Here is a 20,246-nt window from a genome sequence, read left to right on the forward strand (position 1 = left end):
GTGAGCCGAGCCTTGCATTCCTTGCATTGTACTTCCGTTAACACCAGATTCAAGAGTATTTACCCCTTTCGATGCTTCCTGTGTACTTCACCCCCATTATATCCGATAAATGTGATCGTTTTTCTTGCAATGTGTTAAAATTTCATGAATCTTTGTAAAACAATTCAGTTTTGAAAAATCAGATATATCTCTGCGAAGAATATTTCCTCTCGGCACGAGGCTTTACCCACCCGAGACGACACAGCTCATTTATAATATGTCTCGTCTTTCTGTCAGCTACAAGCTCGTTTATGTCCGTACCCTTGATCAGCAAGCCGTACACCTTCAGATGTTTGGAAGTCAGCACGGGCACCCGCTGCATTTTACTGTCCAATGGAACCATGATGGTTTCGATCAATTGTCATCCCTCCGTTGACGAGCATGTTGTATATAAAAGTTAGAGATCGTGTGAACCAAGCATCATAAATTACATTGTACACAAACGAACTCATGTTCTCAAATGGTTCGCTGGTAAAAAGATTTCTATCGCATGACCCGACCACGATTGAATGGAGCTGCGAACATATGGCGAGAAAAACAGTTTTTCTCTTTTTGCTGATTTGTCTATTGGGCGGCATGCTCCTTTTTGCCGACCGCCCTGCCTTTCTTTATCCCGAACTGCCCTTTCCATCCGTTTCGAAACAGACGGTCGTATCCCAATTGCGAGAAGCAAACGGCCGGTTCAGAAAACTGGCAACCGAACGAAGCTATGTCTGGTACGGCATTACTGCCCAAAGAGGAGCAGAAAAAGACAAGCTGATCGAAGAAATGGGCAAAGCGGGCTGGACTTTTTTACAGCAAGAAGGCTCGGGTTATTTTTTTCAGCAAGGGACGGAAAAGATCGTGATCACTTCAAGAATGTGGTCCGGCGATTTTGTCTTGTTCAAAGCACCCGTGACGGACCATCCGCTCTCTCTGTCAAACGAGTGAACCTGGCCCTGTTTGCAAAACCGTCTTGATTATGTGCGTATCCGTGAAATTGGTTCGGTACTCGATAGTGGTTTGCACTCGATATTGGTTCCGCACCCGACATTGGTTCGGTACACGAAAAAGGTCCGCATTCACGCGGACCTCTTGGCTGTACACCCCCGAGTGCTTGCCTATTCTTCTTTCACCGAACGAGCCGTTTCTGCCGCCTTTGCCAACACTTCCTTCAGCTGCTCCGCCGCCTTTTGCAATGCCGCGGGATCATTGGCTTCAAGGGCCTCAGCGATGGCTGGCAGAGGCTGCGCCGCATAACCGGTCGTAAGCCCCGGCGCCCATACCTGATGCTTATACCACGGACGGCCGGACAGCCCCTCTGGCTTGAGCAGGTCGCGCTCCTGCTGGAGCAGTGCCGCATTCAGCTTTGCCAAATCGCCGTACTCCTCTTCGGTTACGCCGTCTTCGATGATATTCGCCGCCTTCTCCTCAAGTGCAGCGGCCGCAGCCTGCCACTCCTGAGCCTGAGCGATCACCGGAGACAGATCGACACCGAGCGTTCCTTTATCGGCCAGCTCCTCCAGCATTGCCCGAACGTCGGCCGCATAATCGGAGTATTTGAACGGTATTACTTCCGCATTTGCCAAGCGAAGCGCTGTCATTCCGACCAAACGGGCACCGGCAGCATGATGCTCATAGCCGGGATCGGTAAACCTTTCCATCGCATCAAGGTTGTCATAGGCGCTGTGATAGAGCCCGCCAGCAGCGCCGAACCCCATATCGAGCGACGGCACGCCGAGGTGCTGGATAAACGGAGTGTAGTCCGACCCGCTGCCCAATTTTCCAATCGCCGGCTCTTTGCGTCCCGATCTCAAATACCAATCATCGTAGATCGACATGCCGCTTCTTGGCTCTGTTACTTCTTTCGTGATCTCGTATACGAGCTGCTTCAGTGAAGGCACCGCAGATGCGCCGAAGAACTGACCGCCCAATCCGTCCATGTTGATATAGGCGACGGCGTTTTTCGTCAATTCCTCGCGCTCATCCTCGGCCCATTCGACCGAGCCAAGCAAGCCGTATTCCTCCCCGTCCCATCCGGCCAGGACAATCGTGCGATCCGGCTGCCAGCCTTTTTTCGCCATTTCCCCGAGGACGCGGGCAATCTCCATCGTGGCCGTCCAGCCCGACAGATCGTCGCTTGTCCCTTTTACCCAAGTGTCACGGTGAGCCCCGATCACCACCATTTGCTCCGGATATTTTGCCCCGGGAATGCGGACGATCACGTCATTGACTGGCTGCTGCTTGTAATCGATGTCGAGGGAAATCTTTACTCTCGTCTGCCCCGGTCCGATCTTGTACGTAAACGGCAGTCCTCCCTGCCAGGACTCCGGCGCTTCTTCTCCTTCCATCGCTTCCAGCAAGGAACGTGCCTCCCCGTAAGAGATCGGAGTCGTCGGGATCGTCGGCAGAGAATCCGCATCAGCCGGATCGAGCCGTTTGGCATCGGGCGTTGACGGCTCTCCCGGGGTCAGCGGATCGCCCGGATATCGGAAAATGTACAGGATGCTTCCGCGCTGGATGGCGTCTGCAGGTCTCCATGGACCATCCGGATAGACGAGTCCCTTTATGTACCCGTCATCGGCCGGATCGCTGTACATCAGCATGCCGACGGCTCCCCTTTTCGCCGCTTGTTCCGGCTTGACGCCGCGGAAGTTGGCACCGTAGCGGGTGATGACGATCTTGTCTTTTACCGAAATGCCCCGTTTTTCCAGCTCTTCGAAATCCTCGGGCCTGCCGTAGTTGGCGTATACAAGCTCCGCCTCCACCTCGCCAGCGGGTGAATATGCGTTGTATCCCGGCACAATCTCGTTTGCGTGCTTCGTCCCTTTGGGCAGCTTCTCGATGACCTGCAGCTCGCGTTTTTGCGGATAGGTTTGCGTGACCGAAATCTTTTTGGGAACGGACATGTAGACATGATAGGTCTTCACTTCCGGCTGAAGCCCCGCCTTTTTCAACTCCCGCACGGCATACTCTACATTGGCCTCATTGCCGGGCGATCCCACCAGCGAGGAGCGTTCACTCAAATCTTTGGAATAGCGGGCCAGCGATTCCTTTTTGACCAGTTGGGCAAAAGTCTGTTCATACTCCAGTTGCCAATCCGCTTTTTCCGCTGAAAAGCCTGTTGCGGTTTTTGAAGCTGCTGTTGCCGATGCAGCGTATGTCAGCGACGGAACGGCTGACGTGAAGACCAGTGTCGAAGCAACAGTGAGACCCAATAACAGCGAAGAAACTTTCCTTGCGCATAAAGATGCAGATTCCAGCTTGCTCAAGCAGACTCCCCCTTACCGCCATTAAATTTCTGATTAATCATAATAGTAGGTAAATTACCTGCAATAAAACATAGGTTGTTGGGTGTAATTCCCAGCAGTTGCTTCTGTCCTATTGACTCGTTGAAAAGCTTGAGAAGCAGGCAATTCCATGTAGCCCTAGGTTGAGGAAGAACGCAGGGCCTACACCCTTTTTCTCTGATCGACAGACATATGGCAGTTGTTCATCTATCGGTGAGAAGTATTCCATTCGATTCCTGATGAAGCATGACAAAACCGGAATCGCAAACAATCGGGCAGTCATCATCGGCAACCTTTCAAAAGCCAGAACACAATGCCTATGCTCACCGTAAGATACAGTAGGCAGTCTCAAAAACAGAAAGTGGAGGAGTGTTATGTACAGTTATTCAGAACAGGGCTTTCCCTATCCCTATCCAGTCGCGGATTCCGAGCAAGTGCACGCTCAACCGGCCCGGGCGATTGCCTGGATACAAGGGGGTCCCTTGGCGCCCAATCTCCAAGGCTATGTGACATTTACCGAAGTTCCTTATGGCACTGACGTTCTTGTCGAAGTAACCGGCCTTCCTCCCTACCGACCGGGATCAGCGGGCCGGCAGCCAATCGGGCCCCATGGCTTCCATATACATGATGGAACCACTTGCGAAATCGGCGATCCGCAGGACCCATTCAAGCGGGCGGGAGAACATTGGAATCCGACGAATCAGCCCCACGGCAATCACGCGAGCGATTTTCCCGTGCTGTTCTCCAACGATGGATACGCCCGCATGAGCTTTTTCACGAATCGGTTCCAGGTGAGAGACATCATCGGGAAAACGATCATCATCCATCAAAACCCGGACGACTATCGCACCCAGCCGGCAGGCAATTCCGGCAAGCGCTTGGCCTGCGGGATCATCCAGCCGTGGGAAGCGTAACGATACCGATACCTGCATACACGAAAAACAACTGAACAGGCGCCCTTTGTGGCAGCCTGTTTTTGTTCGTCAAAGTGCAATCCCTCCCGTTTGGTACATCAGCAGCGTGCTATAATCAAAAGGCTAACGTAATCATACTTGCACGTGGACAAATATAAACCAAAGAGGTGCAGGGATGGAAAAGGTCAATATTTCGCAAAAGTTTGCGCTGTTCCAGGAATACTGGAGTCCAAAGATTGTCGGCGACCTCAATGATTCCTACATCAAACTTGCCAAGTTTCAGGGAGAGTTCGTCTGGCATCATCATGAAGATGAGGATGAGCTTTTTCTGGTCGTCAAAGGAAGACTGCTGATGCATTTCCGCGACCGGGATGAATGGGTCGAGGAAGGCGAGTTTATCATCGTTCCCAAGGGCGTGGAGCACAAACCGTCCGTACCGGAAGGCGAATGCCACGTCATTCTGATCGAGCCGAAAAGCACATTGAACACAGGAAATGTGAACAACGAGAGGACCGTCGCCAAGCTGGATACCATTTAGACTGAAACCTCCAGCCGTCACAATCGTAAAGGATAGAGCAACCATTACCTGCGGGAGTGATGAACGTGTTTAAAAAACTGTTAAACAACCTGCTCGGCAAACATGGAACGACTCATTCACACAAATACCGCAAGTACAGCAGCAGCGATTACCATCACAGAAAAGGCCACAGCCATCCTCACGGAAACGGGCATGCCTACTACGGCAGCTCCTATTACAAAAAGAAGAAACGCTCCAGCAGCGGTTTTTTCAGCAGCTAGCCTGCAAGCCATATGCCTACTACCTCCGCAGTTTTTGGGCGGAGTTTATTTTTTGTCCGAAAAAAATCCCCCGCCGGAGCGAGGGAAGCACGGGACAGGCATGCCACAATCCCAAACAATTTTTATAAGTGAACAACGATAGACTTTTCGAGTTTAGACGTTAAACGTAAAATGTCAACCTTTACGCTTGAAGCAAACCCGCCGCCGATAGCCGCAGACAGGATGTCAGGCATTTTTTTCCTACTGCATGATATTGAGCAAAAACGTCAGCGTCCCCACGCTTATCAACGTTGTGACCAAAACACTGCTGGAGACGAATTGGGGGCGCATGTTGAACTGGATCGCATACATCGCTGTCGTGGCAGCCGATGGCATAGCAGCCAGAATGACCAGAACCTTTTGCAATAGCGGATCAATCGGAAAGCACAGACAGATGAGATATGCCAGGAGCGGCGAGGCCACCAGTCGAATCACGGTGGCCACACTCAAGCTTTGCCATTCAAAGGTGCTCGACGATACATTCGCCAGCTGCATCCCGAGGATCAGCATAACGGTAGGGATCGCCGCCTGCGCTACGAGATCAATCGCCTGGTAGTAGCTCTCCGGAATGGCCACCTGGAACTGCTGCATCGCAACCGCCACGATGACCGCATAATTGGACGGCTGCTTCAATACCGCCTTGACCGCTGTTCTCGCCCCATTTTCCCCGCGAGAAGCAAAATAGACGCCGAACACGCCCATGATGATGGAATGAAACACCATGATTTGCACGGCGTAGTGAAAGCCCGTTTCCCCAAACGCGAAAAGAATGATCGGCGCTCCGTAGTTTCCGCTGTTCATGAAAGCCGTCGACAGCATCAACGCGCTTTCCTGCTGCTTGTCGTACTTGAAAAATCTTGCGGTCAGCTGCGTAATGACGATCAATCCGGCCAGAAGCAGCAGCGAAATGATCACAATGTAAAACAACTGCAGATCCAGCGGGGTTTTGTAAAACGTGCGGAACACCAGGGCGGTCGTCAAAACGTAAATGGCAAGCGTGGAGATCGGTTTTAGATCCAGCTTGAAAATGCGCTGCAAGACGTAGCCGCTCAAAAAAATAAGCAGAACGGGCAATATGACTTCAAAAAAGATCATGATAGCAACCTACTTCCGAGTCGATTGTTGATTGAGAATAGTATACCAGACGAAGTTGTAAACCTGATTCTTCTTATGCCCGTTTTCCTTTCCAACGCGTTGTTCAAAGCAAGAAACAAAAACAAGTTTCCACACAATTCATATTTGACATATCGGAATTACTGTATTTATAATTTACAATCAAAACACCACGCTTGGGGAGGATGAACATGGCAGCGAAAATTGTATTGGGACTTCTTTGCGGGCTCGCTCTCGGATTTGTCTTGCAGCGGGGACGGTTTTGCGTGGTCGGCGCCTATCGCGATGTCATTCTGGTCAAGGACAATCGCATGTTCATCGCCGTCTTGATTGCCATCGCCGTTCAGAGCATCGGCGTCTACGCTCTGGCCGGCCTCGGCCTGATCCAGCTTTCGGAAGTGCCGTTCACGTGGCTCGGAGCGACACTAGGCGGATTTATCTTCGGCCTGGGGATCGTCCTTGCCGGAGGGTGCGCAACCGGCACCTGGTACCGTGCGGGCGAAGGGCTACTAGGCAGCTGGATCGCGCTGTTCGCCTACATGCTGGGGACCGTGGCGACAAAATGGGGCGTTTTAAAGCCGGCTTCCGATGCCTTGACCGGACAAAAGAGCGAGGATGTGTTTATCTATACGACTCTGGGGATTTCCCCTTGGGTGCTCGTCGCCTTGTTTGCTGTTCTCGTCGGGCTGATCGTCTGGAGGCATTTGCGCCAGCCGTCCTTCGCCGTACCGACGTTGAAACGGCGAAAAACAGGGCTTGCCCATCTGCTGTTTGAAAAACGCTGGCATCCGTTTGTGACCGCTCTGATCGTCGGCGTAATCGCCATTGCGGCATGGCCGATGAGCGAAGCTACCGGCCGCATGTTTGGACTGGGCATTACCACTCCGAGCGGCAACCTTTTGCGTTACATCACGACCGGCGACATCAAATTTCTCGACTGGGCTGTATTTCTGGTCATCGGCATCGCGCTTGGCTCCTACGTCGCTGCCAAGGGCAGCGGCGAGTTCCGCTGGCGGCTGCCTGACATCAAAACGATCCGGAACAACTTCTTTGGCGGCCTGTTCATGGGCTTCGGCGCCAGTATCGCCGGCGGCTGCACGATCGGAAACGGGCTGGTCAACACGTCGCTGTTCACCTGGCAGGGCTGGGTCGCCACCTTGTTCATCATTTTGGGCACCTGGGTTGCCACCTATTTTGTGATCATTCGCGGAAAACGCAAAGCCAACAGCGGAGCAGCCCCGAGCCAGTCGGTAGCGGTTTGACGATCGGTAGCAGATTGACGATCGTAAGCTTTACCCTCGCGAAACTGTGACTGCCGTGGGCTTTGGCAGTTAGCATTGCTGCGACCGGCTTTGCTGCCGACTGGCTTTGCTGCGGCCAGGCACAATGCTTTCACTGCCTCATACTCTTCTAAGAAAGGAAGAATCCGCATGAAAAAACATTTGCAGGTCATCGGCATGGTTTGCCCCTTCCCGCTGGTCGAAGCGGAAAGCGCCATTAAGGAGCTGGCGCCGGGACAGGAGCTGATCATCGATTTTGACTGCACGCAAGCGACAGAAAGCTTGCCCCGATGGGCCGTCAAAAACGGACATCAGGTCGTCTCCTTCGAACAAACCGATGATGCCCAGTGGCAAATCACGATACGCAAAGGCGCGGCAGGCTGAAGCTGCCGCGTCTTTTTGCTCTCGTATCCACCCTCAAAAGGCGCCTATCTTGCCTACGCCCGTTTCCGTTTTGGCTTCAGCCGCATGCCGCAATCACAAATAATGCTGTGCTTCAAATACCTGATTTCCGATTGGCAGACCGGACATAGCACCTTTTGAAGGTTCATCGTCTTTCACCTCTTCGTTATTTCCCGCTTTGCCAAACGGCTGAAGCAGACAGTCCCGACCGTCTTATTTCACTTCTTCCGGTACAGACAGGCCAAGTCCCTCGGCAACACGTGTTCCGTATTCGGGGTCCGCTTTGTAAAAGTGTCCGATTTGGCGAAGCTTGATTTCTTCTTTTGCCACCGGTTTCATCGCATTCACAATATTTTGAACCAGACGCGCGCGCTCATCCTCGCTCATCAGCCGGTACAAATCTCCGGCCTGCGTGTAGTGGTCATCCCGATCATAGGCGACGCTGTCGGCCAAGCCTGACACCGGATAAGCCGTTTGCTTGTGCTCGGGCGCCTCCGTCGGACCGCCGAAGCTGTTGGGCTCATAATACACCGAGCCGCCACCGTTCTGATCAAAACGCATCTGTCCGTCGCGTTGATAGTTGTTCACCTCGTTGCGCGGCCGGTTGATCGGCAGCATCTGGTGATTCGTCCCTACGCGGTAACGGTGTGCGTCATGGTAGGCAAACAGGCGTCCTTGCAGCATTTTGTCAGGAGACACTTCAATGCCGGGAACAAGCGTGCCGGGTGAAAATGTCGCTTGCTCAACCTCGGCAAAGTAGTTTTCCGGGTTGCGATTCAACACCATGCGCCCAACTTCGATCAGCGGATAGTCTTTTTGCGACCATACCTTCGTCACATCAAATGGGTCAAAGCGGTACGTATTGGCATCCTCCAGCGGCATGATCTGCACGTATAGCCTCCACGCAGGATAGTCGCCTTTTTCAATCGCATTGAACAGATCCTCTGTATGATAGTCAGGGTTTTCACCGGCAATTTGAGCCGCTGTTTCGGGCGTTAGATTCTTGATCCCTTGTTCCGTTTTGAAGTGGTATTTGACCCAGACGGACTCTCCCTTTGCATTGACCCATTTAAAGGTATGGCTGCCAAAGCCGTGCATATGTCTGTAAGTAGCAGGGATGCCGCGGTCAGACATCAAGATCGTCACCTGATGCAAGGATTCTGGGGAAAGAGACCAGAAGTCCCATACCGCTGTCGGATTTTTCAAATGCGTTTTCGGATCCCTTTTTTGTGTATGGATGAAATCCGGGAACTTGATCGCGTCCCGAATAAAGAAAACAGGCGTGTTGTTCCCTACCAAATCATAGTTGCCTTCTTCTGTGTAAAATTTGACGGCAAAACCCCGAGGGTCGCGGACTGTATCGGCCGAGCCCAGCTCGCCTGCAACCGTCGAGAAGCGAACAAAGAGAGGTGTACGTTTGCCTACTTCTGACAAGAAAGCAGCTTTGGTGTACGCTGTCAGGTCATTTGTGACTTCAAAATAGCCATGCGCACCGGCGCCTTTGGCATGCACGACCCGTTCTGGCACGCGCTCCCGGTTGAAATGCGCCAATTTCTCAAGCAGATGCACATCCTGAATCAATGTGGGACCGCGGGAACCGGCTGTCATCGAATTTTGGTTGTCCCCGACCGGAGCACCCCAGCTAGTCGTCAGGTTGTTGTTCTTGTTTGCACTCATCACCTATTCACCTCACCAGTTTGTTCTTACAAAACAAATGATAACACTTCTCAAAATAAAATCAATACTTTTTTATAATAAATTTAAATAAGTAATTGTTACAATGATTGCTGTAAAAAAGCAATCGAGTAGGAGGGGGCGACTAACCCCCGTCCTCTCACACCACCGTACGTACCGTTCGGTATACGGCGGTTCACCAAGCTTGACGAATTTGAGAATATCGTTGCACTAAGCTTTTCAGCCCTTGTTGTTGCCAGTAGGCAATGCCGAGGGCTTTGTGTATATGCGGAGATTTTGTGGTACGCCATGCACCCTTGCGGGTATTTGCAATTTCAATGGCTTTTACGTGAGATATGCCAAGAGAACGAAGTTCTCGATATCTGGTTCTCACGCGTTTCCACTGCATCCACAAACAAAGACGGAGCCTGCGCCTTGTCCATTCCTCAATGGATTGTAGAATGCCCTTCGCGTCTGCAAGGGCGAAATATCCAATCCAGCCCATGAGGTACTGATTTATTCTTTCAATCCGCTTCTCCATCGAGATGCTCCACACCGGATTCGTGATCGTGCGGATTTTCTCTTTTAGCTTGAGGAGGGATTTGGGGTGGATGCGAATCCTTGTCTGTTTTGCAAAGGTAAAACTAAAGCCCAAGAATTTTCGTTTCCATGGTCGGTCTATCGCGCTTTTCTCCTCATTTACTTTTAGCCTTAGTACCTTCTCCAAGTGGTTTTGAATACTCTTCTTTACTCGTTCCCCTGCCCGTTTTGTTTTCACGTAGATATTACAATCGTCTGCGTAGCGGCAGAAACGGTGGCCTCTCTTTTCGAGTTCCTTGTCCAAATCATCAAGTAGGATATTTGCCAAAAGTGGGCTTAACGGCCCACCTTGCGGTGTTCCTTCACTTGATGTTGTACAGACGCCATTTATCATGATCCCCGCATTCAAGTAGGAACGAATCAGTCTTAAAATTCTCTTGTCCTGAACTTTTCGAGCCACACGGCTCATTAGAATATCATGATTTACGCGATCAAAGAATTTCTCTAGATCGATGTCCACCACGAAACGATATCCTTCGGAGATATACGCTTGCGCTTTCCTTACTGCCATGTGAGCGCTACGTTTTGGACGGAACCCATAGCTAGATTCCGAGAAGGTGGGGTCGAAGATCGGCGTTAACACTTGGAGGATGGCCTGCTGAATAAAGCGGTCTACCACGGTGGGAATGCCTAATAACCTTACACCACCGTCAGGTTTCGGGATTTCGACTCTGCGAACAGGTGAAGGTCTATAGGTTCCCCTTTCCATCTTCTCGCGGATGGCTTGCCAGTGTTCACGTAGATAATCGCGTAGTTGTTCGGTTGAAACACCATCGACTCCACCGACACCTTTGTTTTCCTCCACTCGTTGGAGTGCCATCCGTAAGTTTTCCCGTGATAAGACTTTTTCCAGCAAATCCATAATGATGTTCCTTCCTTCGCACATGCGGACTCCGTGCTTGCTGTACGATACTCAGCCCTCTTTTGTACCCTCGGGGCTTCACCCCTGCTCTTCAAAAGTAGTTCCTTGACAGAATTCTGCTTCGACGTACCGTATCAAAAGACATGGATCGCATGCTGACTTGATGTTCGGCCCTTCCCCATTCAAGCGTCCTCTACTCGGGTACTATGGCCTCTGCTGACTTCTGCATGTTCAGCGTCTCCTTACGGAGACGGTTACCAACAGTTGAAGGCGTTTCATGCAGACCTCCCCAGGTAAGAACGATAACTTTCATCCCATGTACCTGCCCAAGTTTACTACTGTATCCCTTGGCTGTATGGGGCTTTGTCTTGTTTGGCAGACTCGCCCGGATACAACAGCCTCAAATTGGGTTCGTGTACCTCAGGTCGGGATTTTGCCGCCGGCTTCCTTCAGATTCGACCTCGCGGTCGACACCCTTGCCTTGAGCTAACGGTTGGTACAGCCAACCCCCGTTCGGGACTTTCACCCTATAGCTATCGCCCATGCTGGGCGCACAAAAAAAGCCCCCGCCAAAGCGGGGGGATGAAAAAGGTTGTTAACAGCGTATTTTTTATTATGCCCGGATCTTGCGATTTTATTCTCCAAACTGTGCTGAATCACAGTGCCAAACCCATCAGGTTTCGCATGCAGAAACATTCGGGAATAGTTCGAGAAGAAGGAATGACAACCCCGTGCATGAAAAATTTGGGTTTCATCCTACTTTCAACTCTGGTAAAATTTGAGAATATATTTTTCTATTTTTCTAAAAGGGGCACACATCATGGTTACGCTAGAGAACAAATGGAGCCAACTCCTCGCGTTTTATGACCTGACAAAAGACGATCTGAATCTTTTGCATTCACATCGCGACTTTTTTCAGACTTACTCGGAAGAGATCGTAGACTGTTTCTATCAGGAGTTGGAGAGACACTCGATTCTCGACCAACTCATTCGTACCAACAGTACTGTAGACAGACTAAAGAAAACACAACTGCGGTACCTGGAATCTCTCTCTTCTACCGTCATTGATGCTGACTATATACACACTCGGCAAAAAATAGGCGCTATCCATGCCAAGATCGGGTTGTCCGCTTCCTGGTTTCTGGGCGGATACTCTCTCTATTTGCGCCTGTTTGCTGAAAGAATCCAAGCCTTGCCTGATGGGCATGCCTTTTATCGCGCGCTTAGCAAACGAGTTTTCTTTGATTCTGCCATCATTCTCGAGCAGTACATCGGGGATACCATGGAAGAAAATTTGGCATATCGCCAGCGAATGGAGCAAATGGCAACAGAGCTTACGACCACGACACAGGAAGCCGTTCGGATCTCTTCCGTATTTGCCGAGTCGGCTTCAAAGCTTGCCGAATGCAATGAAGAGATTGCCCTTTCCATGGATGTTCTGAAAACGCACAACGAAGAAATCGAAAAGCTCAGCGACTTCGTTTCGGAAGTCTCTTCGCAGACCAACTTGCTTGGACTCAATGCCGCCATAGAAGCTGCCAGAGCTGGCGAGCACGGCCGCGGCTTTACCGTCGTTGCGGATGAGGTGCGAAAATTGGCGGATAAATCGAATGCCTCCTCCAAACATATCCATCAATCTCTGCTGAAGATTACCAACCAATTGCAAAAAATTGACCAACAGATAGCCTTTTCCACTGTTTCTGCTGAACAGGTGGCTGCTACCTCCGACCAGCTCTTTTTGATCATCCACACGCTGGATGAGATTTCGAACCGATTACATAACAAGCACCAATAAACGGCATGCGGCCATGGACTCATTGATTTCCTATGGCCGCTTGCTTTTTTGCAAAAAGCTCCGCTTCAGTCCCCAAATCACTTGTTTTGGGAGGAAGCCGCTCCTTTTGAGGACACTGCCACGACACACAGACCGCCTCCTTTTGAAACCTTTTTTTGGGTAATTTCGTATTTTTATGTATCAAATGACAGGGAGTGAATGGGTTTGAAATATAAAATCGGCGGGACGATTCTCACTTGTCCGTGCTGTCAAAACGACACGTTTGACAAGGACTATAGACAGTTAAACTCGCGGGGAGCTACCTTTTTCGGGCTGGATTGGGCAAACAAAGAGGCAGCCATCCTGATTTGCAAGCGGTGCACGTATATATCCTGGTTTATGGGTGATCCGTCAAAGGCATAATCAGTCGCGGGGCGAGCAGCCTGTAATGCTTCAAACAAACTCCCTGTGCTGTCCAGGCAGCGAGGGAGTTTGTTCTCTACTGATTTGCCAATTGCAAAATCCAGTCTTTCATATCGATGAGGCGCAGCGTTTTTGGCCGGGTGTCTGTTCCGGCTACAATCATCGGGACAAGCGAATCTTTTTCATGAAGCGAACCGTGAGCTCCTCCGCCGAGATGAGTGGGGGAGCTTTCCGTGACCAGTTCGTATCCGGGTTTGATCGTGACGACAACATACCTTCCTTCGTGAGAATGCACCGCACCGTACAGTCTCGCCAAAACATCCGGATACTTCCCGTATTTGATCCGCTTATTGGCAATCACAATATCCGCCAGCTTCGGTTCTCCCGATATCGTCCATGTTTGCCCGTACTCATCCGTGTATCTTCCGCCGGGACGATAAGAAAACTGATCGCTGGTATTGCCTGCAGTAACCCGCACGTTTTTGCCGTCTTTCACGGCAATGATATCGAGCTTGTCCTCGGCCTGCAGCCGCTTCACGATGTCGGCTAACCGGACCTTCTCATCAATCGCATAGATGTAAGCCATGCGCTCGTTGGTGGAAATCACAACCTGATCCTCGGGCCTTACCGGTTGGCCGATTTTCGCGATCCGATACGGAGCCAATAGCGGTCTTAGGTCGACCGTCGCTTTGTCCCGGTCGTCGTACACGGCGCTCTGTGCACTGTCCCCCATAACGATCCAAACGGCGTTCTTCACCGCCCGATCCCACGAGCCGTAAGCGTTAAGCGCGACCTGCAGCGCCTGATCCGCTTTTGCTATCCCATCCAGGTTGGCGACGCCCCCTCTGTGGACGGTCATGTCATTCTCCGGGAAGTATGCGATTGTAAAAGGCGGAAGCTGTTTTTTCGTGATCAAATAGGCCACGTCATGACCGGAAAAATCATTGTTCATCCCGTACTTTTTCCACAGACGGTCGTGGCGGTTGTTCGGGTCCAGTTGTGCAAACGCCGCATAGGAAAGCCATTCAGGTCCCGTTACGTTCAATGCGTCTGGCATATGAGTGGCGGCTGAGATCCAGCCGGGGACTTTCAAGCTGTGTTCCGTTTTTCCCCGAAATACAATCGCATTGATCGACGCCGATTTTTTTCCCTTTTCCGCCAGCTCCTCATGAATCGTTTTCGTTTCCTTGTTCAATTGAACCTGGTTTAACTGCTGCACGGAGTCTATCAATACTTGCGGCTGATCGATTTTCATGGCCTCCTTTGGGCCGTTTCCATAGAAAATCATCCGCTTTTCTTTGCCGCTGTACCAGACAAGGCCCGGAACATGATGCCGATCTGCGTATGTCCCGGTCAATAAAGTGCTGTCGATGGTGACGGACATCGTCGGAAACGAGCTGACGACCTTCGGAAAGTAGTGCCCGTTGGCTAGCAAATGCTTCAAAGCGGGGGCGCGGCCTTGCCGAATCGCTTCCTGCAATGGCTTGTCCATCAACGAATCAATGACAATCAGTATGACTGGTTTTGCCGTTTGGTTGGCAGATGCCGGGGATTTGACGCTTTGCTGGTTTAGCTGCTGGCCGGGGTCTGTCCGGCAACCGATGGTCAACAGGCACAGGCTGACGGCGAGCAATAAAGAAACCCTATCCTTGATCTTCATGAGCCCACCCTTTTTAACCATAAAATTTCCCAACGCAATATTTCTATGCAGCGATGCTGCCCATACAGCCAATTTAGACTCCGTTGGACAAACCCGTTCCTCCTACAACATTTCCCGGCATTTGACGCATACTGAAGCTATTAGGAGGGTGCAGAGCATGGAAGACAACGAAACGAAGAAAACGATGCGGTTCTGGATTTTTTCGGGCATTGCCGCGATAGCCGCTTCTCAATTGCCGCTGCTGTTCAGAAAGAAACAACCAAAGGAACAAGAACAGAGCCAGGGTCAGGAACAAGTACAAGCAAAGCAGCAGGGAAATAGCACAAAATGGGCGGTGCTGCTCCTGCTAGGTGCTGCCGTAGCTGGGGTGATTCTCTGGCTGTTCGCTGTCAAGCTGTAGTGGCAGTACCCGCCTGCCCAATAAAAAATCCCTGAGCGCAACCGCCAGGGAGAAGAGGCAAACGGATGGCAGCTATTTCCGATAACGAAAACGGAATGTGCACACAGGTCATCGCCTGCGAGAAAGCTCAACGGATCATCTACGCTGGCTGCTTGGACGACTCCTGCGCCTCATGTTTACCGCCAAATTTAAAAACGATGATACCGCCGACGAGGACCAGCACGCCGACCACCTGTTTGAAAGTAAACGGGACTTGCTCCAAACCGAACCAGCCTAGAGAGACCCACAATAACGCAAATCCGGGCTGCGCTGACAAAACGACCGAGCTGGCGTACGTTGGGCCGAGCAGCCTGATCCCCTGCACCAGACAAATGACTACTCCAACTCCGATCAAACCGCTAAACCAGTACCAGGGCTGCATCTTTTCCAAGACAGACAGCTCTGCGCCTTCAAATAGCAGACCGATCACAAGCGAAGCCAAAAATCCCATGCCTAATACGAGCGCCGTGGTTGCCCAGGATCCCGCTCGTTCATTTATCTTGCTGTTGAAAATATTTTGCAAACTGACCAGCGAACCTGCGAGAACTGCAAGTATCCGTCCCGATATCATACGTTTTCCTCTCCCGTGATTGCACCCTGGATGATGATTGATCGCCGCCCTGCTCTTCTGAAGCCTATTGCCATGTGTCTATTCGTAAATATTATCGCCTGCCAGCGCTCTTACCCCTTCCTTGTCCGCAACCAGGATGTACTCTTTGCTGCGTTCGATCAGACCCTCCGTGCAAAACTGCCGGATGACCCTGTTCAGATGTCGGTAGCTGGTTCCGATTAAGTTCGCGGCATCCCTCAGACTGGCTGTGCTCAATTGCCCTTGAAACCGGGAATCGGCTGCATCAAAGCAGACAGACAACAGATAACTGGCCAATCTCACTTCCACGGGGTGCATCCGATTCCCCTGTTCACCCTTTACACACATTTGGGCTCCTGCACATACCCTGAAGTGTGCAAAGGGAGGGAATGACATGAAAAACAAAGTCGATGTACAAAGTGACATTATGTTTGAACATAGATTTTGGCTGCAAATACTCGGCGATCATGCCCGGTTTATTCATCAGTCACTGGCGCCAAAAGAGACCCGTGAGATTGAGCAAGCAAGCCACTTTATCAAGTCCTTTGACAAGCTGCTTGAATGCGCACGCCAAAATCTTTCTGGCGAGGACATTCATTTGCTGAATCAACAGGCAAGCCTCTTCACGGAGAAATTGCGTGAATTTAAGCTTCATCTATTGGAGCGGCATCTTATTGGAAAGATTGCGATCAGCCTGCCTCCCACTTTTTTAAACCACATGGTAAACGAATTGGAGGAATACGAACGAATCCTCAACGATGTCCTTTCCGGAAGCGAAACTCCCACTTTTCATGCCGTTCATTATCATCTGCTGTGGCTGTCTGACGCTGCCGGGCACGCTGCTACGATCAGTTCGCTTCTGGACATGGTGGAACATGACTATAAGCAAAAAAGCCATCATTTTACGAAGCAGTTTGAACATTTTTATCTAAAAGCCGTTGAATTGGCCGGATATCTCCGTACCCATTTGCAAAGCTTTCCTGCGCTAAGCCGTTTCCATCACCAGGCAGAAATGGAGATTCAGCTTTTCCAATCCTTCTTGCATGAATTGACGGAAATGCGCTTGCGGGATGAAGTATTGGGCGTGCTGTCTCCGCTGATGGCCGACCACATGTCGCGGGAGGAGTGTTATTACTTGATGAAGCTGTCTGAGGTATCGGATGTGAAAATGCCGGACTGTTATCCTACGAGGCCGAGGATTGAACAGTAGAAGTCCCGCTATGGTTCAAAAAAAAGAGGCGGTTTCTCCGCCTCCTTTCTACGTCTATTTAATCCCACGCAAAACGCTGCTCCTTCCAGGGATCGCCATACATATGATACCCGTTTTTCTCCCAGAAGCCCTGCTTGTCACGCTCCAAAAACTCGATGCCGCGCACCCACTTTGCACTCTTCCAGAAATACAGGTGAGGAATGACAAAACGGAGCGGCCAGCCGTGGTCCGGCGTCAGTTCCTCGCCGTTATGCTTGTTGGCAAATAGATTGCCCGGCGTCAAAAAGTCGCTGAGCGGCATGTTGGCTGTCCAGCCGTGCTCCGCGTGAAGCATGACGTATTTGGCCTCCGGCTTGACCTTGACGAGCTTGACGATCTCTTCTACGGGGATGCCTTCCCAGACGTTGTCCAGCTTGCTCCAGCCTGTAACGCAGTGAATGTCGTTCGTGGTCGTTCCTTTTGGAAGAGCCATCATCTGCTCGTACGACAATGTCACTTCCTCTTCCACGAGCCCGAAGATGCGGAAGCTCCACTGCGCAGCAAGATCGGTGTACTCCGGCACTTCGCCGTAATGCAATACAGGGAAGCCGGTCGTCACCTTTTGATTCGGTGGGACACGGTCATTTTTTGCCTCTGCTGTCTTGTTGTAAAACATCTGACTTCACTCCTTCGCCGAAACCATTCCACGGTTGTTTTTGTGCAGCCATTACTTCTTGCCAATGCGTAAAAGAGCGTGGTCCACCTTTATGCACAGATCCATAATGACGTCGATGCCTTCCTTGGACACCTGCTCTGCCGCCTGCTCGTTGGAGATGCCCTGCTGCAGCCAAAATGCCTTCGGCTTATGCTTCATCTTCAGCGTTTCTTCGGCCACGGGAGGAGTATCCTCACTGCGGCGGAAGACGTTTACAATGTCGACAGGCTCGTCGATGTCGGTAAGCGAGGCGACGACTTTTTCACCCAGTACCGTTTTTCCCGCGATCACCGGATTGACCGGGATGATCTTGTAGCCAGCGCTCTGCATGGCTGCCGCTACCATGTGACTGGTCCGATCCGGCTTGTCGGAAAGACCTACGACTGCGATTGTGTTTGCCTCCTGCAGGAGCTGGCGGCGTTTTTCATCGCTTGGATTTTGGAACATGGATAACTTCCTCCTTCATTCCGCTATGATTGGCTATTTGATCGTGTATCTGTACTTATGCCTGGCTGCGGTTCATCACAAACTGGGCGATGGTACGTACCATGACGCCTGTACCGCCTGCCGGGTTCATATCATTCGCGCTGGCAGAATACGCTGTGCCCGCGATGTCCAGATGTGCCCACGGCGTCTCTTCGGCAAACTCCTGCAAAAAGACTCCGCCGATAATGCCGTGACCGTAACGTCCGCCCGAGTTTTTCAGATCGGCAAAACGGCTTTTGTTCAGCTCGCGGTATTCGTCAAAGGTCGGAAGCTGCCAGAGCCGTTCACCCGCTTGGCCGGCAGCATCCAGTACCTCTCCCACCAAAGCGTCGTTGTTCGTCATGACACCGGAGCAGTAGTGGCCCAGTGCGACGACGATGCCCCCGGTCAAGGTAGCCGCGTCGAGCAGGCAGGAAACGCCTTTCTGTTTGGCATATGTAATGCAGTCCGCCAGAACGAGTCGGCCTTCCGCATCGGTGGTGATGATTTCAACGGTTCTCCCGCTCATCGTAGTGATGACGTCCCCAGGCTTGTAGGCCGTTGATGATGGCATGTTTTCGACACAGCCGATCACGGTCAGGATGTTTGCTTTCGGCTTTAGCTGCCCGATCGCTTCCAGAGCCCCGATCATGGCCGCTGCCCCGCCCATATCCGATTTCATGTCCTCCATGCCGGCTACCGGCTTGATGGAAATACCGCCCGTATCAAAGGTAACGCCTTTTCCGATCAGACCGATGACGTCTTCCCAGTTTTCCTTGCCCTGGTATTTGACGGCGACGACGAACGGCTCCTCCGCGCTTCCCTTTGCAACGGACAGAACGCCGCCCATCCCCAATTCCTCCAGTTTATCTTTTGCCAGCACTTCATACTCCATACCGTAGCGCTCGGCGACAGCCACGACAGCGTCCTTCAACGCGGTCGGCGTCAAGTAATTGCCGGGCTCGTTGACAAGCGTGCGGGCCAAATTGGTTCCCTGCGCCAGCGCCTCGCCGCGCATCACGCCGACCATAGCGGTCGCGGCTTCCTCATCGCTGCCGACCAGAAGCTGAACGGTGCTGAGCGGTTCCGCTTCGCGCTTCGGCTTTTGACGGTAGCCCTCGTAATGGTACGAAGCGAGCCCAAACGCTTCTGTCATCGCCTGAGCCAGACGGTCCAGCTCCAGACTTCCCTTCGTCCGCACATCGATCGCAACGAGCTTTTCCTTCCCCTTCGTCGTGGAAACCTTGGCTGCGCGTCCCCATGCAGCCCGTGCCGAAACGAAGTCAAACGACTCGGGATTGCCCATGCCGGCGATGATTAATTTTTTTGCCGCCAGTTTTCCCATCGTGTGAACAATAGCCACTGTCTTCGCTTCGCCGCTGAACTCCTTATCCGCTTGCATCGCGGCAAGACCGCCGTCAAAGCGTTGGTCCAACTCCGGATACGCCGCCGCAATCTCCTCTCCTTTCCAGAGAGGAATGATCAGCTCGTCGCAGGCGACGTTCCACCCATCCATACGTTTTTCTACAGTGACGTTCATATACTCTTCCTTCTTTCTCTGTGATAGGATACAATTATGGGCACATTTGTTTTCCGATTTTCAGCGCGTGCCCAGCGTCAGGTGCAAGTCAGGAAACGGCATCGCCTTTGCCTCTGTGTACGGGATGGCATTCTCCTCGGGAAGTGCTGCTATGCATTCATTCAGAAAAGCAAGCACGGCAGATACGTCCAGATCCCAGTGCCTGGGCGCATAGGGCGTCAGGTACTTGCGGCTGTTTTCGAACATCCAGCGCGCTCCCTTGATGTTGCCGCCGGAGAAATGGTACAGCCCGACTGCCATCTGCAGGAGTCCCTGAAGGAACTTGTTGGATTTATCCTCCATCCAGATTTCTTCCAGCAGATCGTGACACTCGTAGTATTCTTTTTTATTGAACAAATCAATAAACTGGAGATACTGCTCGGGGTAACTCATAAGCGTTGCCTCCGTTTCAAACCTTCCATC

Annotated in this window: 21 protein-coding genes and 1 pseudogene; 10 read left to right on the forward strand and 12 right to left on the reverse strand. The window is 51.6% G+C overall.

Annotation, left to right across the window (positions count from 1 at the left end):
• Positions 1 to 178: 178 nt before the first annotated feature.
• Positions 179 to 397 carry a hypothetical protein gene (locus NST37_RS19790; RefSeq protein ID WP_003389632.1) on the reverse strand — a complete coding sequence of 73 codons (219 nt, stop codon included), beginning with the start codon at positions 395 to 397 and terminating at the stop codon, positions 179 to 181.
• A 167-nt stretch (positions 398 to 564) separates the two neighbouring features.
• Here NST37_RS19790 and NST37_RS19795 point away from each other — a divergent pair, with 167 nt between their 5' ends.
• Positions 565 to 969, forward strand: a complete 405-nt coding sequence (locus NST37_RS19795) for a hypothetical protein (RefSeq protein WP_339166494.1) — start codon at positions 565 to 567, stop codon at positions 967 to 969.
• 170 nt (positions 970 to 1,139) lie between these two features.
• On the opposite strand, the gene NST37_RS19800 is transcribed toward NST37_RS19795, so the two are convergent.
• Positions 1,140 to 3,290, reverse strand: a complete 2,151-nt coding sequence (locus tag NST37_RS19800; RefSeq protein ID WP_039070648.1) for a M28 family metallopeptidase — start codon at positions 3,288 to 3,290, stop codon at positions 1,140 to 1,142.
• A gap of 392 nt (positions 3,291 to 3,682) precedes the next feature.
• Between NST37_RS19800 and NST37_RS19805 the strand changes: the two genes are divergently transcribed.
• The 3 genes from NST37_RS19805 to NST37_RS19815 all read left to right on the forward strand — a co-directional run bounded on the left by NST37_RS19805 (position 3,683) and on the right by NST37_RS19815 (position 5,020).
• On the forward strand, positions 3,683 to 4,222 hold the full coding sequence (locus NST37_RS19805; RefSeq protein WP_003389637.1) for a superoxide dismutase family protein: 540 nt from the start codon (positions 3,683 to 3,685) through the stop codon (positions 4,220 to 4,222).
• Between the two features lie 175 nt (positions 4,223 to 4,397).
• Positions 4,398 to 4,760, forward strand: coding sequence for a cupin domain-containing protein (locus NST37_RS19810; RefSeq protein WP_171506684.1), 363 nt, complete (start codon positions 4,398 to 4,400; stop codon positions 4,758 to 4,760).
• A gap of 65 nt (positions 4,761 to 4,825) precedes the next feature.
• Positions 4,826 to 5,020: a hypothetical protein gene (locus tag NST37_RS19815; RefSeq protein WP_024983455.1), complete on the forward strand. Its 195-nt coding sequence runs from the start codon at positions 4,826 to 4,828 to the stop codon at positions 5,018 to 5,020.
• Between the two features lie 240 nt (positions 5,021 to 5,260).
• Here the strand turns inward: NST37_RS19815 and NST37_RS19820 are convergent, their stop codons facing one another.
• Positions 5,261 to 6,154, reverse strand: coding sequence for an AEC family transporter (locus tag NST37_RS19820; protein WP_024983456.1), 894 nt, complete (start codon positions 6,152 to 6,154; stop codon positions 5,261 to 5,263).
• A 209-nt stretch (positions 6,155 to 6,363) separates the two neighbouring features.
• Between NST37_RS19820 and NST37_RS19825 the strand changes: the two genes are divergently transcribed.
• The gene (locus NST37_RS19825; protein ID WP_031931936.1) at positions 6,364 to 7,434 is read left to right on the forward strand and encodes a YeeE/YedE family protein; all 1,071 of its coding nucleotides are present in this window, start codon (positions 6,364 to 6,366) and stop codon (positions 7,432 to 7,434) included.
• 168 nt (positions 7,435 to 7,602) lie between these two features.
• Positions 7,603 to 7,836: a sulfurtransferase TusA family protein gene (locus NST37_RS19830; protein WP_003389644.1), complete on the forward strand. Its 234-nt coding sequence runs from the start codon at positions 7,603 to 7,605 to the stop codon at positions 7,834 to 7,836.
• 231 nt (positions 7,837 to 8,067) lie between these two features.
• On the opposite strand, the gene katA is transcribed toward NST37_RS19830, so the two are convergent.
• Together katA and ltrA are read right to left on the reverse strand one after the other, a co-directional pair.
• A complete protein-coding gene (gene katA, locus NST37_RS19835) occupies positions 8,068 to 9,531 on the reverse strand; it encodes a catalase KatA (protein ID WP_171506682.1) in 1,464 nt (487 codons plus the stop codon).
• 193 nt (positions 9,532 to 9,724) lie between these two features.
• Complete coding sequence (gene ltrA / locus NST37_RS19840; RefSeq protein WP_024985202.1) at positions 9,725 to 10,990, reverse strand: group II intron reverse transcriptase/maturase; 1,266 nt, start codon at positions 10,988 to 10,990, stop codon at positions 9,725 to 9,727.
• 820 nt (positions 10,991 to 11,810) lie between these two features.
• Here ltrA and NST37_RS19845 point away from each other — a divergent pair.
• Together NST37_RS19845 and NST37_RS19850 are read left to right on the forward strand one after the other, a co-directional pair.
• Positions 11,811 to 12,785, forward strand: coding sequence for a globin-coupled sensor protein (locus NST37_RS19845; protein ID WP_279041813.1), 975 nt, complete (start codon positions 11,811 to 11,813; stop codon positions 12,783 to 12,785).
• A gap of 204 nt (positions 12,786 to 12,989) precedes the next feature.
• Positions 12,990 to 13,187 (forward strand): hypothetical protein, encoded by a 198-nt coding sequence (locus tag NST37_RS19850; protein ID WP_081607785.1) that lies wholly within the window; start codon positions 12,990 to 12,992, stop codon positions 13,185 to 13,187.
• A gap of 76 nt (positions 13,188 to 13,263) precedes the next feature.
• On the opposite strand, the gene NST37_RS19855 is transcribed toward NST37_RS19850, so the two are convergent.
• Positions 13,264 to 14,847, reverse strand: coding sequence for an alkaline phosphatase family protein (locus tag NST37_RS19855; protein WP_339185684.1), 1,584 nt, complete (start codon positions 14,845 to 14,847; stop codon positions 13,264 to 13,266).
• Between the two features lie 157 nt (positions 14,848 to 15,004).
• Here NST37_RS19855 and NST37_RS19860 point away from each other — a divergent pair, with 157 nt between their 5' ends.
• Positions 15,005 to 15,247, forward strand: a complete 243-nt coding sequence (locus tag NST37_RS19860; RefSeq protein WP_327969775.1) for a hypothetical protein — start codon at positions 15,005 to 15,007, stop codon at positions 15,245 to 15,247.
• Between the two features lie 139 nt (positions 15,248 to 15,386).
• Here NST37_RS19860 and NST37_RS19865 read toward each other — a convergent pair whose 3' ends face one another.
• Both NST37_RS19865 and NST37_RS19870 read right to left on the reverse strand, forming a co-directional pair.
• Positions 15,387 to 15,857, reverse strand: coding sequence for a DMT family transporter (locus tag NST37_RS19865; RefSeq protein ID WP_339185686.1), 471 nt, complete (start codon positions 15,855 to 15,857; stop codon positions 15,387 to 15,389).
• Positions 15,858 to 15,935: 78 nt separating this feature from the next.
• Positions 15,936 to 16,199 (reverse strand): annotated as a pseudogene (locus NST37_RS19870) (helix-turn-helix domain-containing protein); the annotation flags it as partial.
• Between the two features lie 70 nt (positions 16,200 to 16,269).
• Between NST37_RS19870 and NST37_RS19875 the strand changes: the two are divergent.
• The gene (locus NST37_RS19875) at positions 16,270 to 17,085 is read left to right on the forward strand and encodes a DUF2935 domain-containing protein (protein ID WP_339185688.1); all 816 of its coding nucleotides are present in this window, start codon (positions 16,270 to 16,272) and stop codon (positions 17,083 to 17,085) included.
• Between the two features lie 58 nt (positions 17,086 to 17,143).
• Here the strand turns inward: NST37_RS19875 and NST37_RS19880 are convergent, their stop codons facing one another.
• From NST37_RS19880 to NST37_RS19895, 4 genes are read right to left on the reverse strand one after another with little or no spacing between them, the layout of a single operon-like run.
• Positions 17,144 to 17,740, reverse strand: a complete 597-nt coding sequence (locus tag NST37_RS19880) for a sulfite oxidase-like oxidoreductase (protein WP_003389653.1) — start codon at positions 17,738 to 17,740, stop codon at positions 17,144 to 17,146.
• Between the two features lie 51 nt (positions 17,741 to 17,791).
• Positions 17,792 to 18,226: a CoA-binding protein gene (locus NST37_RS19885; protein WP_031931942.1), complete on the reverse strand. Its 435-nt coding sequence runs from the start codon at positions 18,224 to 18,226 to the stop codon at positions 17,792 to 17,794.
• Positions 18,227 to 18,281: 55 nt separating this feature from the next.
• Complete coding sequence (locus NST37_RS19890) at positions 18,282 to 19,784, reverse strand: leucyl aminopeptidase (RefSeq protein WP_031931943.1); 1,503 nt, start codon at positions 19,782 to 19,784, stop codon at positions 18,282 to 18,284.
• Positions 19,785 to 19,844: 60 nt separating this feature from the next.
• Positions 19,845 to 20,216 (reverse strand): DUF309 domain-containing protein, encoded by a 372-nt coding sequence (locus NST37_RS19895; protein WP_003389658.1) that lies wholly within the window; start codon positions 20,214 to 20,216, stop codon positions 19,845 to 19,847.
• Positions 20,217 to 20,246 lie beyond the last annotated feature (30 nt).

Source organism: Brevibacillus sp. FSL K6-6036 (assembly GCF_037964015.1).
GTDB lineage: Bacteria > Bacillota > Bacilli > Brevibacillales > Brevibacillaceae > Brevibacillus > Brevibacillus borstelensis.

Coding starts and splice junctions, on each gene's coding strand:
- NST37_RS19795 (WP_339166494.1), top strand. CDS start 565: ATGGCGAGAAAAACAGTTTTTCTCTTTTTGCTGATTTGTCTATTGGGC.
- NST37_RS19805 (WP_003389637.1), top strand. CDS start 3,683: ATGTACAGTTATTCAGAACAGGGCTTTCCCTATCCCTATCCAGTCGCG.
- NST37_RS19810 (WP_171506684.1), top strand. CDS start 4,398: ATGGAAAAGGTCAATATTTCGCAAAAGTTTGCGCTGTTCCAGGAATAC.
- NST37_RS19820 (WP_024983456.1), bottom strand. CDS start 6,154: ATGATCTTTTTTGAAGTCATATTGCCCGTTCTGCTTATTTTTTTGAGC.
- NST37_RS19825 (WP_031931936.1), top strand. CDS start 6,364: ATGGCAGCGAAAATTGTATTGGGACTTCTTTGCGGGCTCGCTCTCGGA.
- NST37_RS19830 (WP_003389644.1), top strand. CDS start 7,603: ATGAAAAAACATTTGCAGGTCATCGGCATGGTTTGCCCCTTCCCGCTG.
- katA (WP_171506682.1), bottom strand. CDS start 9,531: ATGAGTGCAAACAAGAACAACAACCTGACGACTAGCTGGGGTGCTCCG.
- ltrA (WP_024985202.1), bottom strand. CDS start 10,990: ATGGATTTGCTGGAAAAAGTCTTATCACGGGAAAACTTACGGATGGCA.
- NST37_RS19845 (WP_279041813.1), top strand. CDS start 11,811: ATGGTTACGCTAGAGAACAAATGGAGCCAACTCCTCGCGTTTTATGAC.
- NST37_RS19855 (WP_339185684.1), bottom strand. CDS start 14,847: ATGAAGATCAAGGATAGGGTTTCTTTATTGCTCGCCGTCAGCCTGTGC.
- NST37_RS19860 (WP_327969775.1), top strand. CDS start 15,005: ATGGAAGACAACGAAACGAAGAAAACGATGCGGTTCTGGATTTTTTCG.
- NST37_RS19865 (WP_339185686.1), bottom strand. CDS start 15,857: ATGATATCGGGACGGATACTTGCAGTTCTCGCAGGTTCGCTGGTCAGT.
- NST37_RS19875 (WP_339185688.1), top strand. CDS start 16,270: ATGAAAAACAAAGTCGATGTACAAAGTGACATTATGTTTGAACATAGA.
- NST37_RS19880 (WP_003389653.1), bottom strand. CDS start 17,740: ATGTTTTACAACAAGACAGCAGAGGCAAAAAATGACCGTGTCCCACCG.
- NST37_RS19885 (WP_031931942.1), bottom strand. CDS start 18,226: ATGTTCCAAAATCCAAGCGATGAAAAACGCCGCCAGCTCCTGCAGGAG.
- NST37_RS19890 (WP_031931943.1), bottom strand. CDS start 19,784: ATGAACGTCACTGTAGAAAAACGTATGGATGGGTGGAACGTCGCCTGC.
- NST37_RS19895 (WP_003389658.1), bottom strand. CDS start 20,216: ATGAGTTACCCCGAGCAGTATCTCCAGTTTATTGATTTGTTCAATAAA.